The organism is Actinoplanes sp. NPDC089786, assembly GCF_040684855.1.
Taxonomy (GTDB): domain Bacteria; phylum Actinomycetota; class Actinomycetes; order Mycobacteriales; family Micromonosporaceae; genus Actinoplanes.
Map to the genome: position 1 here is coordinate 61,317 of NZ_JBFBGU010000004.1, position 15,434 is coordinate 76,750.

A 15,434-nucleotide genomic window follows, 5' to 3' on the forward strand; every position below is an offset into this window, starting at 1 on the left:
ACTTCACCACGATGGGAAGCGAGCGCGAAGAAGGCCTGAGGTTGGTGGCCCCTTCCCCGCCGCGAGGCAGGCCTTCGAACTCCCCTCGCTGCTGCCGAGGCCCGTCAAGAGGCAACCGGTCAAGTAGCCCGGAGGGTGAAGCGGGTGCCAGCCGGCCGCCGATTAGTCGGCATCCAGAGCGACCGGCTCTACCCGCTCTTCCACGTGATCGCCCACCGGGGCACCGGCGGGGGTGAGACCTTCGGCGCGCGATGGGTCGACCTCAACGAGGTCAAGCCTCACTCAAGGTCAGCGAGCAACTCGTCCAACTCGGGGTGGATGGTCGAAATCAGGCAACCTAACAGCGACGCCGGTGACCGCGGATCAAGAGTCTGCGATCTTGAATATCGGGGGGTATCGCTGCGTGTCGCCCGATATTGTTTTCGCAGCTCAGGACGCTGGTGGCATGCCGCGGCTGATCAGCCCCTCCATCACCGTCCGGCTGCTGGAGCACCTCAGCCCGCCCGCCCCGTCGACCGACGACGGCGGCCTGTCCCCGCGCGCGCTGGACGTGGTCCGGCTGGACGCGAAGGGCCTGACCAACGCCGAGATCGCCACCGAGCTGTTCATCTCGATCGGCACGGTCAAGACCCACCTGGGCAGCGTCCAGGCCAAACTCGCGCCCGCGACCGCGTCGAGATCGCCGCCTGGGCCTGAGAACGCCGCCTCGTCGCCTGACCGCTCTCCCCCGCCGGCGCGGTGCGCCGGGCAGCAGCACCGGCGCCTCGGCGAACCTCGGCTGACGCACCGCGTCATGGGACGGGACACCGGGCGGCGGACCGCCCGTGGCCGCGGCGCAGATGGGTCAGACACGGGTGGCCCACACGGGTCCGTCGGGGTAGGCGTACTCCTTGAGGGAGGCCGGGTGCATCTGAGCGCTCAGCCCGGGCGCGGTGGGTGCGACGTACCGGCCGTTGACGACGCGTACCGGATCGAGGAAGTGTTCGTGCAGGTGGTCGACGTACTCGATGACCCTGTCCTGCATCGTCGCGGAGACCGCGACGAAGTCGAACATCGACAGGTGCTGGACCATCTCGCAGAGCCCGACGCCGCCGGCGTGCGGGCAGACCGGCACCCCGAACTTCGCGGCGAGCAGCAGGATCGCGATGTTCTCGTTGATCCCCGCAACCCTGGCCGAGTCGATCTGGACGATGTCCACCGAGCCGGCCTGCAACAGTTGCTTGAACACGACCCGGTTGGCGACGTGCTCGCCGGTGGCCACCTTGATCGGTCGCACCGCGCGGCGCACGGCCGCATGCCCCAGGATGTCGTCGGGCGAGGTGGGTTCCTCGATCCAGTACGGGTCGTACGGGGCCAGCCGCCGCATCCAGTCGATGGCCGGTTGCACATCCCAGCGCTGGTTGGCGTCCACTGCGATGCGTACGTCGTCGCCGACCGCCTCACGCGCCGTCCGCAGGCGCCGGATGTCGTCCTCGAGGTTGGCGCCGACCTTCAGCTTGATCTGGCCGAATCCGTCGGCGACGGCTTCGCGCGACAGCCGGGCGAGCTTGTCGTCGGAGTACCCGAGCCAGCCGGGCGTGGTCGTGTACGCGGAGTAGCCATGCTCCAGCAGCAGCGCGATGCGCTTGTCGCGACCGGATCGCGCCCGGCGCAGGATGTCGAGCGCGTCGCCGGGGGTCAGCGCGTCGGAAAGCCAGCGGAAGTCGACCTGCGACACGATCTGCTCGGGCGACATATCGCCGAGGAACCGCCAGACCGGCTTGCCCTCCCGCTTCGCGGCCAGGTCCCAGGCCGCGTTGACGACGGCGCCGGTGGCCATGTGGATGGTGCCCTTCTCCGGGCCGAGCCAGCGCAATTGGGGATCGTGGACGAGCAAGCGGGCGAAGCCGCCGAGATCGCCGCACACCTCGGCGACCGAGCGCCCCACCACGAACGGCGCGAGCGCGTCGATGGCGTTGGCCTGGACGTCGTTGCCGCGGCCGGTGGTGAACGCCAGCGCATGGCCTTCCAGCCCGTCGTCGGCGTCGGTGCGCAGCCGCACGTACGCGGCGGAGTAGTCCGGCTCGGGATTCATCGCGTCGGAGCCGTCGAGCTGCTCGGACGTCGGAAAGCGCACGTCCAGGACGTCCAGGGCGATGATGCGCGCGAAAGAGGGCATGGCGACGACTCCTGTGTTGCGGGCGAACGGCTTGCCGTCCGCCGTCAGCGGCGGTTGCGGCGGCTGCGGTATTCGGCGACCACGAGCTCGGTCAGTTCCTCGACAGACACCTCGGCGGTGCGCCGGTCGAAGGTGATGGTGCCGTGCTGGAGCAGATTGACCCGGTCGCAGACGTCGAGGACCTGGGCATAGTTGTGGGCGATGATGATGACCGAGACGTCACCGCGGGCCTTGAGGTCTCGGATCAGGTCGAGGATCAGGGCGCCTTCCTTGGCGCCCATCGCGGCGAGCGGCTCGTCGAGCAGCAGGACCCGGGCATCGGAGTAGACCGCCCGGGCCACCGCCACGGCCTGGCTGCCCGCCGGACAGCTTCGCGACCTCGGCGCCGACGTCGGGGATGTTCACGCCCATGTCGGCCAGGTGCTCCCTGGCAAGACGGCGCATGGCCCGGTTGTTGAGCAGTGGACCGAGGCGTAGTTCGCGGTTGAGGAACATGTTGTGGAACACGGTCAGTTCGTTGATCAGCGCGAGTCCGCAGAGCGGAGCGAAATGGCGTAATCCGGGGAGCGACAAATCAGGCGAACGAGTCGGCGTTGTCCTTCGTCACCATCTCGGTACCGGTGTCGACGCTGGGCTGGACCGCCTGTCCCCGGGCGGCCGACACCGCGGTCTCGATGCCGAGCGACCCCATCTTCGCGGGGAACTGTGCGACGGAACCGGTCTGTTCGCCCGCCTTGATCGATTTCAGCTCGTCGGGTGAGGCGTCGAAGCCGACCACCGTGATGTCGCCCGGCTTCTTGCCCGCGGCCTTGACGGCCTGCAGGGCGCCGATGATCGGCGGGCCGCACGCGCCGTAGATGGCGGTCAGGTCCGGGTGGGCGGTGAGCATGTCCTGCGCGGCGTTCAGGCCTTTGGTCTGGTCGCAGTCGGTGGCCGGCTCGGCGACGACGGTCGCCTTGCTGCCGAGGGTCTCCTTGAGGCCCTTGACCCGGTCGTCGAGTGAGGGGTTGCCGATCCGCCCCTGCAGGATTCCGATCTTGGCGCCGTCCGCCAGGTGCTCGGCGAGCCAGGTGCCGGCGAGCTTGCCGCCGGCCAGGTTGTCGGTGGCGACCACGGAGCTCTTGCCGGTCCAGCCGGGGATGTCGTTGTCAACCAGCACGACTTTGATCCCGGCCTTGACCGCCTTGTCCAGCGCGGTCTGCACCGCCGGGCTGGTGGGTGTGATCGCGATGGCCTTGACGCCCTTCGCGATCATGTTCTCGACGTGGTTGATCACGCCCTCGTCGTCCGTTCCGCTCTTGCCCTGGCCGAAGAGGACCTCGACATCGGCGTGCTCGGCGTCGTACTTCTTCACGGCGTCGACCATGATGTCGTAGAAGTCGACCGGGAATTTGGTGATGAAACCGACCTTCAAGGTCTCACCGGCACCCTGGTCGGACTTTCCGGCATCGTCGCCGGATGAGCAGGACGCGAGCATCAGGCTCGCCAGGGCCATCGTGAGAATGGTTTTCTTGCCTCGCATGTTGCCTACCTCCGTTAACACGGCTGAGGCTTGCGGATCAGCCGTTTCCACCGACGATCAGCGACACAATTTGTTCCTTGTTCTCCGGCCGGGGAATCAGCTCTCCGACCGCACGACCGCGGCGCATGACCACGGCCCGATCCGCAATCTCCATAACGTGATCCATCGCGTGCGACACGACGATGACCGCGAGCCCTTCGGTTCGCAGCCGCAGGATGAGGTCGAGGACATGACGAGACTCACGGACGCCCAGGGCCGCCGTGGGCTCGTCGAGGATCACCACTTTGGTGGCGAACGCCGCGGCCCGCGCGACCGCGACCGCCTGCCGCTGGCCGCCGGACATGAGTCCCACCGGCGTACTCAGGTCGGCGACGCCCACCTCGAGCCGGCGCAGTACCACCACAGTGGCCTCCACCATCGCGCGCCGCCGGACCAGCCGGAGCCCTCGGGGCAGCCATCGTGGCGTGGTCATCTCGCGTCCGGCGTAGAAATTCGCCGCCGCGTCGAGATTGTCGAACAACGCCAGGTCCTGGTAGACGGTCTCGATACCGAGAGCCCGGGCGGCCGCCGGTGAACCCGGGTCGACCGGAATGCCGTCCATCGCGACCGTCCCCGAGTCCAGTCGGTGCACCCCGGTGACGCACTTGATGAGCGTCGACTTACCGGCGCCGTTGTCGCCGAGCAGGGCCAGCACCTCGCCTCGCCGTACCTCGACGTCTACACCGTCCAGCGCGACCACCGCGCCGAAACGCTTCGTCGCCGCCCGCACGCTGAGCGCTGGCGGGTTCGGCTCGGTCATGACCGGACCGCCTGGAGAACGCGGAGCCGCTCCTCCAAACGCCCGCGGAGGACGTCGAGCTCGACGGCGAGCAGGATCACCACGCCGATCACGATCGGTTGCAAGAACGCGTTGACGTCGAGCAGATTCATGGCGTTGCGAATGACGCCGATCATGAGTGCCCCCACGAGTGCGTTGCCGACATTCCCACGGCCGCCGTGGAAGCTCGCCCCACCGATCACCACGGCGGCGATCGCGTCCAGCTCGGCCAGTTCTCCGAAGGTGGGCGATCCACCGTTGAGCCGGCCGGCGTTGACGACCGCGGCGGTCCCGGCCGCCAGCCCACTGATCACGTAAACCGAGACGACCACGGGGTTGACCGGGATGGCGGCCCGCCGGGCGCCATCCGGATTGCCGCCGACCGCGAAGATCCAGCGGCCCCAGACCATCGCCCGGGTGAGCAGCAACGTCGCCAGTGCCAGCCCCACGACCAGAAATGCCGAGTACGGAAGCCACCCGATCGATCCGCCGCCGAGCTGCTGGACCAGGTCCGGCATGCCACTGATCGGCTGCCCTCCGGACAGCCACAGCGCCAGGCCCCGGGCGATGCTCAGCATGGCCAGGGTCATGATGAACGGATGAGGTAGCCGGCCCCACACCAGCACTGCCCCGTTGACCGCACCGACCGCCGTGCCGGTGGCGAGCATGGCCAGGATGACCAGGGGTCCGGACCCCATCGACCCGAACATCAGGGCGCCGACCACCGAGGACAGTGCCAGCGTCGACCCGACGGACAGGTCGATGCCCCGGGTCACGATCACCAGCAGCTGGGCCAGCGCGAGGATCGCGATCACCGCTGTCTGGCTGAGTACGTTGCCGAGGTTGCGCGTCGTGAAGAAGACCGGCGACAGCGCGCCCGCGGCCAGCACGACGACCAGCAACATCAGTGCCGGGCCGACGCGCAGGGCGGCGAGGCCCAGGCCGGCCGGATCGCGACGCGGACCGGCGCCGGGCGAACCGGACATCGGGGGTCCGCTGTCTTCCGGTCCGGCGCCTTCCGGTCGGTGCCCCGCCGGCCATGCAAGGTTCGATACACCGCGCGGGATCTCTGCTCCGTGGCGCGGGGATGCCGCGCCTGGGTAGCCGTCACGCTCAGTGGCGTCAGATGCCATAGGGGCCTCCACCATGGCCGGGACGAGGGCTGTGAGCGGGGGGAACGTGCTGGGTAGCCGGAATCTATCCCTCGGATTCACCCAATGTCTATAGACGCTAGTGCCAGAAGTTGAAACGATCTGCAAATAGTGGTGGACATATATGCCCCGTTTATTGGCTTATATCCCACACTTTTCTCAACTTGAGCCAAGTTGCCACTCGCCCGCCATGGTTATTCATGGGATCAATCAGGGCGAGCGCATGTCACGCTCGGGAAGAACCCTGCCGGCGTGCAAGGCTGAGCCATGGGTGCGATCGACTCGGCGATCGGCCGGATCAAACAGATGCTCGTCGACGGCGAACTCCGGCCCGGCGACAAGCTGCCGGTCGAGAAGGACCTGGCCGCCAGCCTCGGCGTCTCCCGGAACACGTTGCGCGAGGCGGTCCGGGCGCTCACCACGCTGAAGGTTCTGCAGACCCGGCAAGGTGACGGCACGTACGTCACCAGCCTCCGGCCCGACCTGCTGCTGGACGGCATGGGATTCGTCGCCGACCTGCACGGCGAAGCGGGCGAGCGGCAGTTCCTGCACGTCCGCCGGCTCCTCGAACCGGAGGCCACGGCCCTGGCCGTCGAGCGGCTTACCGACGACGACCTGGCCGAACTCCGCAACCTGATGAGGCAAGCCCACGCTCTGCTCCAGTCGCCGGCCATCGACCACGAACAACTGATGGCCAACGACCGGGCGTTCCACAACCTGATCACCACGCGGTGCGGGAATCCGGTGCTCGCCGCGCTGATCGAGCACGCCTCCGGGCGCACGGTGCGCGCCAGGTTGTGGCGCGGCCGCGCCGACGCCGGAGCCGACTCCCGCACGGCCGTGGAGCACCAGATGATCTACCAGGCGATTGCCGACCGGGACAGCGAGCGCGCCCGCATGCTGGCGGCCGCGCACATCCTCGGCGTCGAAGGGGCCGTCCGCGCCATGACCGCACCCGACGCCGGACCCTGAATGACCGCCAAGGCTCACCGTCGTCACCTGATCCGCGAGTCGCGGCTAGGCTCTTGCGATGCCTGTGTTCCTGGCGGTCGACCTCGGTGCCGAGACCGGCCGTGTGCTGCGCGGCGTGCTCGATGGTGACCGGCTCGAGGTGCGCGAGGTGCACCGGTTCGTCAACCGCCCCGTGGCATTGCCCGAGGGACTGCATTGGGACGTGTTGGCCCTGTTCGCGGACCTGTCGGCCGGGCTGACCGCAGCGCTGGCCGAGCGGGGCCGGGACAGGGTCGGCGGGATCGGCATCGATGCGTGGGGCAACGATTTCGCGCTGCTGGACCGCGACGGCCGGCTGATCGGCAATCCATGGCATTACCGTGACCGGCGGACGGAGTCCGGCGCCAGGCTGGTCGCCGAGCGCGTCGATCCCGCCGAGCTGTACCGCACTACCGGCACCGCGACCCTGCCGATCAACACCACCAGCCAGCTCGTGGCGATGGAGGACTCACCGCAACTGGCCGTCGCCGAACGGCTTGCCATGCTGCCTGACCTTTTCGGGTATTGGCTGAGCGGCCGGCAGGTCACCGAGCAGACGATCGCGAGCACCGGCCAGCTGCTCGACGTCGTCACCCGTCGCTGGGCGACCGGCGTCATCCAGGCGCTCGGCATACCCGGCCGGCTCTTCGACGCCGACGTCGTGGCGCCCGGCACCCAGGTCGGTTCGTTACTGGCTGACCGGCGGGTGCCGCTGTGGGCGGTCGCCGGACACGACACCGCTTCCGCCGTCGCCGCGGTTCCGGCCGGGGCGGGCAGCTTCGCGTACATCTCCTCGGGGACCTGGTCGCTGGTCGGCCTGGAGTTGCCGGCGCCGGTGCTGACCGACGCCGCCCGGCTGGCCGGCTTCTCCAACGAGGCCGGAATCGACGGAACCATCCGGTTCCTGCGCAACGGGACGGGTCTGTGGTTGCTCCAGCGGTGCCGGGCGGCGTGGGGCTCGCCACCGTACGACGATCTCGTAGCCGCCGCGGGCACCGCACCGGCGTTCCGGTCCCTGATCGACCCGGACGCACCCGGTCTCGTCGCGCCGGATGACATGCCGGCGCGGCTGGCCGAGCTTTGCCGGGCGAGCGGGGAGCCGGTTCCCGTGGACCGGGCCGCACTGGTGCGTTGCGTGCTGGACAGCCTCGCCTGTAAGCATCGATGGACCCTGGAGCGCGCCGAGGCGCTGGCAGACAGCCGCGCCGACGTGGTGCACATCGTCGGAGGCGGGGCGGCGAACCCGTTGTTGTGCCAGCTGACTGCCGATGTGACCGGCCGGCTGGTGCTGGCCGGCCCGGTGGAGGCCACCGCCATCGGCAACCTGCTGGTCCAGGCCTGGGCAGCCGGCGAGCTGTCCTCGCCGGCCGAGATGAGGGACGTCGTGCGTGCCTCGCTGCCGCCGCGGCGGTTCGAGCCGCGGTCGTCGGACGTGATCGACGCCGCGTACGCTCGCTTCCTCACACTTCTCGACAGCGGTGACAGGATCTGACATATTCTGCATCGACCAGGTACGGACAGGGAGGGAGGTGTCTCGGTGCTGATCGCCGAGCGGCGTCGACGGCTACTGGAGCGGGTTCGCGACCAGGGCTACGTCTCGTTCCGCGAACTCGCCGAGGTGCTCGGGATCTCCGAGTCCACGGTGCGCCGGGATCTGCGCTCCATGGTGGCCGACGGGCTGCTCGCGGCGACGCGAGGCGGCGTCGGCCCCCTGCCCGCCATGGCACCAGCGGCGCCGCGAGCGCCATCGAGCACGCCCGCCGAGCCGGTCGAGAGCCCCCCACCGGCCTCCGCCGACGGTGCGACGATCGACGCGGTGCGCGCCGAACGCGAGGCCATCGCGGCGCACGCCGCCGGGCTCGTCGTACCGGGTAGCGCCGTGCTGCTCGGTCCGGGCCGCACCACCACCGCACTGGCCCGGCGGCTCACCACGATCGGGCATCTGACCGTGGTGACCAACTCGATTCCGGTGACTCAGGAGCTCATCGGCACACCGCAGATCGACGTCGTGCTCGTCGGCGGTGCGCTGCGCCGTTCGATCGGCGCGATGGTCGGTCCGATCACCGAGCAGGTCCTCCAGGGCCTGCGGGGCGCGCAGGTGTTCCTCTCCGGTGACGGCGTCACGACCGAGCGCGGCCTGACCACGCCCAACGTCTTCGCGGCCGCGACCGACCAGGCGATGATGGCCGCCGGGAAGCAGGTCGTCGTGCTCGCCGACCACACGAAGATCGGTCACGACACGATGTGCCAGACCGTGCCGAGCGACCGCATCGACGTGCTGGTCACCGACGACGCGGCGGATCCCGACATGGTCCGCCGGTTGCGCGCGGAAGGCATCGACGTACAGATCGCGTGACGGCGGCAGACCGGCGCACCCCGGTCACCTCCATCATCCCTGGTCATTTCGTTTCGGCTATTGACAGCAGCTGCCACAACGTGGCTACGATCTGCCCCAGTTCCAGTCAAACTCTTTCAACTTCTGGCACCTGCGCAGCTCTCCTTGCCGCGCAGGGCCCTGGTCCGTCATGCCCCCATGTGAAGGGACGCCAGCGATGCCCAGCCCTAGACAGCTCATCCGTGGCGCCGCGGCCGGTGCCACACTGGCCGTGCTCGTGCTCACCGCCGGCTGCACCAAGGCCGCCGGCGACGGCGACGACGCTCCCAGCGCGAACGGTTCGGCAGCACAGCAGGTCCAGACCACCACGGGAACCGACAATTGCATACCGGAGAAGTACAACGGCGGTGTCCCGAAGCTCGACCTGAAGACCATCACCGTGGGTTTCGCTCAGTCGGAGAAGGAAGCGAATCCGTTCCGGATCACGGAGACGCAGTCCATCAAGGAGGAGGCGGCCAAGCGGGGCATCAAGCTCATCACCACCAACGCGCAGTCCGACCTCAACAAGGAGATCGCCGACATTCAGGGCATGATCGCCCAGGGTGCCCAGGCGCTGATCATCTCACCGCTCAACTCGGAGGGCCTCGACCCCGCGCTCAAGGCGGCCCAGGACGCCAAGGTGCCGGTGATGACCATCGACCGGCTGCTCACCACGAAGACGCCCTGCAAGGACTACCTGGGCTGGATCGGCTCCGACTTCGTCGTCCAGGGTCAGCGTGCCGCGGACGCCCTGATCAAGGCGACCGGTGACAAGGGCGAGGTCGCGATCCTGCTCGGCGCGTCCGGCGTCAACGTGACGGTCGACCGCACCAAGGGCTTCAAGGACCAGCTGGCTGCCAAGAACTCCGCGCTGAAGGTCGTCGCCGAGCAGACCGGCGACTTCACCCGGGAGAAGGGGCAGAAGGTCACCGAGCAGCTCATTTCGGCCAATCCCCGGATCGGCGCCATCTACGCGGAGAACGACGAGATGGCGCTGGGGGCGGTCGCGGCACTCAAGGGCGCCAACAAGAAGCCGGGCGACATCAAGATCATCACGATCGACGGTACGAAGGGCGCCGTCCAGGGAATCCTCGACGGCTGGATCGCCGGCGTCATCGAGTCCAACCCCCGTTTCGGTCCGCTCGCCTTCCAGGCACTCGAGGACTTCTACAGCGGCACGGGCGTCGTCGAGAAGACCATCATCTCCGACAAGGAGTACACGAAGGACAACGCCAAGACCGAACTCGCCAACGCGTACTGACGACCCTGAGAGTGAGCGGCCCGATGACCACTCCCGCCGTCGACGTGCGCTCGGTCGGCAAGCACTTCGCCGGCGTTCGTGCCCTGGCCGGTGTCTCCGTCGAACTGCACCCCGGCCAGGTGCACGCGCTGGTCGGCGAGAACGGTGCGGGTAAGTCCACGCTGATCAAGCTCATCACCGGGGTGTACCGGCCGGACGACGGCGAGGTGCGCTATCTCGGCGAGCCGGCGGCCTTCCCGCACCCCCGTGACGCGCAGGCCGCCGGCATCAGCACCATCTACCAGGAGGTCAACCTGGTGCCGATGCGCAGCGTCGCCGGCAACCTGTACCTGGGCCGCGAACCCACCAACCGGTTCGGCCTCATCGACTTCCGGCGCATGCACCGCGACGCCAGGAAAGTCCTGGCGGGTTACGGGATCACCGTCGACGTGCGACGCAGGCTCGGCGAACTCGGCCTCGGCGTGCAGCAGATGATCGCCGTCGCCCGCGCGGTGTCCGGCGACGCGCGGGTGGTCATCATGGACGAGCCGACCTCGTCGCTGGAGCCCCGCGAGGTCGATCTGCTGCTCGACGTCGTCGCGCTGCTGCGCCGCCGGCACGTCGCGGTGCTCTACGTGACGCACAAGCTCGACGAGGTCTTCCGGATCTGTGACCAGGTGACGGTCCTGCGCGACGGACGCCTGGTGCACACCGGGCCGGTCGCCGGAACCACCAGGCTACGGCTGGTCGCCACGATGCTCGGCCGGGACGTCGACCAGATCCGCCGGCACGGCGCGACGACCTTCGACGACCGGCAGCTCGAGGCCACCGGCACACCGGTGTTGCGTGCCGAAGGGCTCACCCGCCGTCCGCTGCTCGACGACGTCAGCGTCGAGGTGCACGCCGGTGAGGTCGTGGGCCTGGCCGGGTTGCTCGGCTCCGGCCGCACCGAGACCGCCAAGGCCATCTTCGGCGTCGATGGACTCGACGCCGGAACCGTCAGCGTCGACGGCGGTTCCGCCCGGCGCTGGAGCCCGGCCGCCGCCATCCGCAGCGGAATCGGGATGGTGCCCGAGGACCGCAAGTCCGAGGGGATCGTGGGTGAACTCAGCGTTCGCGACAACATCGTGCTGGCCGCGCTGCCGAGGCTCACCACGGCGGGGTTCGTCTCCCGACGCCGGCAGGACGAGATCGTGAACACGTTCGTCAAACGGCTCCGGATCAAGGCGTCGAGCCTCGATCAGAAGGTAGGCGAGCTGTCCGGCGGCAACCAGCAGAAGGTCCTGCTCGCCCGGATGCTGTGCCTGTACCCCAAAGTGCTCATTCTCGATGAGCCGACCCGCGGCATCGACGTCGGCGCCAAGGCCGAGATCCAGTCGTTGATCAGCGAACTCGCCACGCTCGGCCTGGGCGTGCTTCTCATCTCCTCGGAACTCGAGGAGGTCGTGGAGGGCGCCGGGCGGGTACTCGTGCTGCGCGACGGCGCCGTCGTCGCCCTGCTGCGCGGCGACGATGTCAGCGAGGACCACATCATGCACGCGATCGCCCAGGCCTCCGAGGACGATCAGGCGGTGCGGGCACCCGCCGCACCGGAGGGGGGCCTCTGATGACGGACGCCCTCACCGCCCGGCGTGGCCGCCTGGACACCTTGGGCCTGCTCCAGTCGGGCGGCGTTTATCTCGCGATCGCCCTGCTTCTGGTCTTCAACCTCGCCTTCACGCCGAACTTCGCCACCGTGGCCAACCTGCGTCTCCAGCTGGTGCAGGTCGCACCGGTCGCGATCGTCGCGGTCGGCATGGCCCTGGTCATCGCCAGCGAGGGCATCGATCTCTCGGTCGGCTCCACCATGGCGATCAGCGCCGCGCTGCTGCCGTTGTACCTCGGCTACGGCGCCTGGCCGGCCATCGCGATCGCGGTGCTGGCCGGCGCCGCCGTCGGAGCCGTCAACGGATCGCTGGTCGCGTTCGCCCGCATGCAACCCATCATCGCCACCCTCGGCATGCTGGTCGCCTGCCGCGGGCTGGCCCTGGTGCTCGCCGAGGGCCGGCTGACCGAGATCTTCGACCCCGTCCTCGGCGCGCTCGGCAACGACGCGGTCCTCGGCATCCCGGTCAGCGTCCTTCTGGTGCTCGTGGTGACCGGGGCGGCGGCAGTCGCGGTCCACCGAGCCGCGTTCGGACGGCGGCTGCTGGCGGTCGGCGGCAACCGGGCCGCGGCCACCCTGGCCGGCCTGCCGGTCAAGCGCACCCTGGTCACCGTCTACATCATCAGCGGGCTGCTGGCCGCAACCGCCGGGGTGATCAGCACCGCTCGGCAGGGGGCCAGCGATCCCTCGTTCGTCGGTCTGCTCATCGAGCTCAGCGCGATCACCGCCGTCGTCGTCGGCGGCACCCCCTTGTCCGGCGGCCGTGTCCGCATCGTGGGCACGCTGATGGGAGCCCTGTTGATGCAGTTGATCACCGCCACCGTGATCCAGCAGGATCTGCCGGACTCCACGGCCCGCATGCTCCAGGCCGGCATCATCGTCGCCGCCGTGTACGTCCAACGCGGACGGAGCAGGGCATGACCGCCTGCACCGAGCGGCACCCGGCCGCACCCGCCCACAGCCTCGCAGGCGAGGGCCAGAAGGGCATGCCGAAAGGAGGCACAGCATGACCGCCGTCGAGAACACCGCGGCTCCGAGAGCCGAACCGAGGACCGTCGCCCGTCTGCTGTGGTGGCGTCCCGACCGGGCCGGCACGCCGATCGTGCTCGTCCTGGTGCTCGTCGCCGGTTCGCTCATCTTCGGCGAAAGCTTCGCGAGTGGCCGCAATCTCGGCAACATCGCTCTGGACAGCTCCTACCTGCTGCTCATCGCGACCGGCATGACGTTCGTCATCCTCAGCGGCGGCATCGACCTCTCGGTCGGGTCGCTCCTTGCGGTCAGTGGTGTGCTGACCGCGTACGGCTCCCGCTGGGGCACCGTCACCGCTGTGCTGCTGCCGCTCGCCGTCTGCGGCGTCATCGGACTGGTCAACGGGCTGCTGATCGGCCGGGCCCGGATCGCACCGTTCATCGTCACGCTGGCCGCCCTGCTCTTCGCCCGTGGCCTGGCGTTCGCCGTCGCCGACGAGGGCAACACGGTGTACATCATCCCGGCCGAGCTGACCCTCACCAAGCTCGGCCAGGCACGCCTGCTCGGGCTCAGCGCGCCGGTCTGGCTCGCGCTGGTGGTCTTCGCCGCCGGTGTCGTGGTGCTCAACCGAACCAGGTTCGGCCAGGCCACGTTCGCCATCGGCGACAGCCAGGAGGCGGCCGAGCTGATGGGTCTGCCGGTCGCCAGGGTCCGGGTGCTGGTGTACGTCCTGAGCGCGCTGCTCACCGGCATCGCCGGAGTGCTGGTGGCCGCGCAGACGCAGTCCGGCCTGCCGACCATCGGCGAGGGCCGCGAGCTGGAGGCGATCGCCGCCGTGGTGATCGGTGGCACTCTGCTCACCGGTGGCGCCGGCTCGCTCAGCGGGACCCTCGCCGGGGTGCTGCTGCTCAAGGTCATTCAGAACCTCATCAACCAGGTCGGCACCCTCACCGCGTACTACCAACAGGTCGTCAGCGGCACGTTCCTCGTGGTCGTGGTGCTGATCCAGTCCCGTCTCACCCGCCGGAGGATGCGATGAACGCCGCGGCACGATACGCACCAGGGGTCGTCCGGCCCCCCATGTCCCCGAACACCGTGCCGGTGCGGGTCGCCGTCGTCGGCACCGGCGACTGGTGGGGGCGGCACCACGCGGAGCTGTTCGCCGGCCGAACCGACACCTCCCTGGTCGCCATCGTCGGCAGGGATCCGGGCCGGACCGCGGCCAGAGCCGCCGAGTTCGGCACGGCCGCCTACGTCGACCTCGACGAGATGCTGGACCGGACCCGGCCCGATCTCGTCGCGGTCTGCCTGCCGAACGAGCGGCACTACGAGCCGACGCTGCGGCTCATCCGGGCGGGGGTGCCGCTGCTGCTGGAGAAGCCGCTCGTGTTCGCGCTGCCCGAGGCCGACACCCTGGTTGCCGAGGCGGCCCGGCGAGACCTGTTCGTCGGCATCAACTTCAACCACCGGTACGCCAAGCCCGTCCGCCTGGCCGTCGCCGCCATCGGCCGGGGAGACCTCGGCCGGCTCGCCTTCGCGACCTGGCGCTTCGGTGGCGAGCCCGGGACCAGCCGGCACCCGCACGCGAACCTCATCGAGACCCAATGCCACGGCTTGGACCTTCTGGAACACCTCTTCGGCCCGATCGAGTCGGTCGTGGCGCAACTGGCGGACCCGAGCGGGCACGGCTGGTCGACGCTCGTCGTGGCGGCGCGGTTTGGCAACGGCGCGGTCGGCAGCCTGGTCGGCTCGTACGACTCGTCCTATGCCTACCGGGACGCCCACCGGGTCGAGCTCAACGGCACCGCCGGACGGATCCTCATCGACGACACCGTTCGCCGCTACAGCTTCCAGCGTGCCGAGGACGAGACCGCTCACGTCTGGCAGGCGGGATACTTCAACGACACCGACCGCAGTTTCCACGCCACCTTCGACCGGCACGTCGATGAGTTGCTCGCCGCGCTGCGGGCCGGCGGCCCACCTCCCGTACCCATCAGCGCCGGCCGGCGGGCGCTGATGCTCGCCGAGGCGATCATCAGCTCGTACGAGAGTGGATCCCGGGTCTCGACGGTGGAATGACCGGCGGGCGATGTGCGCCCGGCGCGTGCGGGTCGGTGAGGCGGGGGTGGTGGGGAGCGGGCGCGTCGGCGAGGCGGGGGTGATGGACGCGGGGTGACGGGCGCGCGTGCCGGCGTCAGACCGCGGTGTAGCCACGGTCGGCCACGAGCACGGAGCCGGTGATGAAGGAGGCGGCGTCACTGGCGAGGAAGACGACGCTGGGGCGATCTCCTCCGGCGATGCGAAGCGTTGCTGGGGGCAGTCCTCGATCCAGTGGCGCCGGAACTCGGGCCGGTCGACCGGCGCCATCTCGGTCTTGAGTATCCGGGCGCGACCGCGTTGACACGGATGCCGTAGGGTGCCCACTCCACCGCCATCGACTTGGTCAGGTGGTGGACCGCGGCCTTCGACGCGTTGTACGCGAGCTCCATTGGGGGCGGTTGACCATGATGCCCGACATGCTGCCGAGACCTATTCCGGCAACCGCCCTTCTACCCGGCGATGATCGAC

14 protein-coding genes and 1 pseudogene are annotated in these 15,434 nt (G+C 69.3%); 9 read left to right on the forward strand and 6 right to left on the reverse strand.

The window, feature by feature from the left end:
* Positions 1 to 445: 445 nt before the first annotated feature.
* Positions 446 to 598, forward strand: a pseudogene (locus AB0O15_RS16710) (DNA-binding response regulator); the annotation flags it as partial.
* Positions 599 to 844: 246 nt separating this feature from the next.
* Here the strand turns inward: AB0O15_RS16710 and AB0O15_RS16715 are convergent.
* From AB0O15_RS16715 to AB0O15_RS16735, 5 genes are all read right to left on the reverse strand, one after another.
* The gene (locus AB0O15_RS16715; protein ID WP_364319158.1) at positions 845 to 2,158 is read right to left on the reverse strand and encodes an L-fuconate dehydratase; all 1,314 of its coding nucleotides are present in this window, start codon (positions 2,156 to 2,158) and stop codon (positions 845 to 847) included.
* 44 nt (positions 2,159 to 2,202) lie between these two features.
* Positions 2,203 to 2,505, reverse strand: coding sequence for a hypothetical protein (locus AB0O15_RS16720; RefSeq protein WP_364319160.1), 303 nt, complete (start codon positions 2,503 to 2,505; stop codon positions 2,203 to 2,205).
* A gap of 227 nt (positions 2,506 to 2,732) precedes the next feature.
* Complete coding sequence (locus tag AB0O15_RS16725; RefSeq protein WP_364319162.1) at positions 2,733 to 3,680, reverse strand: sugar ABC transporter substrate-binding protein; 948 nt, start codon at positions 3,678 to 3,680, stop codon at positions 2,733 to 2,735.
* 37 nt (positions 3,681 to 3,717) lie between these two features.
* Complete coding sequence (locus AB0O15_RS16730; protein WP_364319164.1) at positions 3,718 to 4,479, reverse strand: ATP-binding cassette domain-containing protein; 762 nt, start codon at positions 4,477 to 4,479, stop codon at positions 3,718 to 3,720.
* Complete coding sequence (locus AB0O15_RS16735) at positions 4,476 to 5,483, reverse strand: ABC transporter permease (RefSeq protein ID WP_364319166.1); 1,008 nt, start codon at positions 5,481 to 5,483, stop codon at positions 4,476 to 4,478. Before AB0O15_RS16735 ends, AB0O15_RS16730 begins: the two co-directional genes overlap by 4 nt.
* A gap of 432 nt (positions 5,484 to 5,915) precedes the next feature.
* Here AB0O15_RS16735 and AB0O15_RS16740 point away from each other — a divergent pair, with 432 nt between their 5' ends.
* The 8 genes from AB0O15_RS16740 (at position 5,916) to AB0O15_RS16775 (ending at position 14,945) form a co-directional block, all read left to right on the forward strand.
* A complete protein-coding gene (locus AB0O15_RS16740) occupies positions 5,916 to 6,620 on the forward strand; it encodes a FadR/GntR family transcriptional regulator (RefSeq protein WP_364319168.1) in 705 nt (234 codons plus the stop codon).
* 58 nt (positions 6,621 to 6,678) lie between these two features.
* On the forward strand, positions 6,679 to 8,130 hold the full coding sequence (locus tag AB0O15_RS16745; RefSeq protein ID WP_364319170.1) for an FGGY-family carbohydrate kinase: 1,452 nt from the start codon (positions 6,679 to 6,681) through the stop codon (positions 8,128 to 8,130).
* Between the two features lie 45 nt (positions 8,131 to 8,175).
* Positions 8,176 to 8,994, forward strand: a complete 819-nt coding sequence (locus AB0O15_RS16750) for a DeoR/GlpR family DNA-binding transcription regulator (RefSeq protein ID WP_364319172.1) — start codon at positions 8,176 to 8,178, stop codon at positions 8,992 to 8,994.
* Between the two features lie 196 nt (positions 8,995 to 9,190).
* Complete coding sequence (locus AB0O15_RS16755; RefSeq protein WP_364319173.1) at positions 9,191 to 10,273, forward strand: ABC transporter substrate-binding protein; 1,083 nt, start codon at positions 9,191 to 9,193, stop codon at positions 10,271 to 10,273.
* Positions 10,274 to 10,296: 23 nt separating this feature from the next.
* On the forward strand, positions 10,297 to 11,859 hold the full coding sequence (locus tag AB0O15_RS16760; RefSeq protein WP_364319175.1) for a sugar ABC transporter ATP-binding protein: 1,563 nt from the start codon (positions 10,297 to 10,299) through the stop codon (positions 11,857 to 11,859).
* The gene (locus AB0O15_RS16765) at positions 11,859 to 12,818 is read left to right on the forward strand and encodes an ABC transporter permease (protein WP_364319176.1); all 960 of its coding nucleotides are present in this window, start codon (positions 11,859 to 11,861) and stop codon (positions 12,816 to 12,818) included. The genes AB0O15_RS16760 and AB0O15_RS16765 overlap by 1 nt, the downstream gene beginning before the upstream one ends.
* Before the next feature lie 85 nt (positions 12,819 to 12,903).
* The gene (locus AB0O15_RS16770; protein WP_364319178.1) at positions 12,904 to 13,905 is read left to right on the forward strand and encodes an ABC transporter permease; all 1,002 of its coding nucleotides are present in this window, start codon (positions 12,904 to 12,906) and stop codon (positions 13,903 to 13,905) included.
* 41 nt (positions 13,906 to 13,946) lie between these two features.
* Complete coding sequence (locus AB0O15_RS16775; protein WP_364319180.1) at positions 13,947 to 14,945, forward strand: Gfo/Idh/MocA family oxidoreductase; 999 nt, start codon at positions 13,947 to 13,949, stop codon at positions 14,943 to 14,945.
* Between the two features lie 176 nt (positions 14,946 to 15,121).
* Here AB0O15_RS16775 and AB0O15_RS16780 read toward each other — a convergent pair whose 3' ends face one another.
* Positions 15,122 to 15,355 carry an SDR family oxidoreductase gene (locus AB0O15_RS16780; protein WP_364319182.1) on the reverse strand — a complete coding sequence of 78 codons (234 nt, stop codon included), beginning with the start codon at positions 15,353 to 15,355 and terminating at the stop codon, positions 15,122 to 15,124.
* Positions 15,356 to 15,434 lie beyond the last annotated feature (79 nt).

Coding starts and splice junctions, on each gene's coding strand:
- AB0O15_RS16715 (WP_364319158.1), bottom strand. CDS start 2,158: ATGCCCTCTTTCGCGCGCATCATCGCCCTGGACGTCCTGGACGTGCGC.
- AB0O15_RS16725 (WP_364319162.1), bottom strand. CDS start 3,680: ATGCGAGGCAAGAAAACCATTCTCACGATGGCCCTGGCGAGCCTGATG.
- AB0O15_RS16730 (WP_364319164.1), bottom strand. CDS start 4,479: ATGACCGAGCCGAACCCGCCAGCGCTCAGCGTGCGGGCGGCGACGAAG.
- AB0O15_RS16735 (WP_364319166.1), bottom strand. CDS start 5,483: ATGTCCGGTTCGCCCGGCGCCGGTCCGCGTCGCGATCCGGCCGGCCTG.
- AB0O15_RS16740 (WP_364319168.1), top strand. CDS start 5,916: ATGGGTGCGATCGACTCGGCGATCGGCCGGATCAAACAGATGCTCGTC.
- AB0O15_RS16745 (WP_364319170.1), top strand. CDS start 6,679: ATGCCTGTGTTCCTGGCGGTCGACCTCGGTGCCGAGACCGGCCGTGTG.
- AB0O15_RS16755 (WP_364319173.1), top strand. CDS start 9,191: ATGCCCAGCCCTAGACAGCTCATCCGTGGCGCCGCGGCCGGTGCCACA.
- AB0O15_RS16760 (WP_364319175.1), top strand. CDS start 10,297: ATGACCACTCCCGCCGTCGACGTGCGCTCGGTCGGCAAGCACTTCGCC.
- AB0O15_RS16765 (WP_364319176.1), top strand. CDS start 11,859: ATGACGGACGCCCTCACCGCCCGGCGTGGCCGCCTGGACACCTTGGGC.
- AB0O15_RS16770 (WP_364319178.1), top strand. CDS start 12,904: ATGACCGCCGTCGAGAACACCGCGGCTCCGAGAGCCGAACCGAGGACC.
- AB0O15_RS16775 (WP_364319180.1), top strand. CDS start 13,947: ATGTCCCCGAACACCGTGCCGGTGCGGGTCGCCGTCGTCGGCACCGGC.
- AB0O15_RS16780 (WP_364319182.1), bottom strand. CDS start 15,355: ATGGAGCTCGCGTACAACGCGTCGAAGGCCGCGGTCCACCACCTGACC.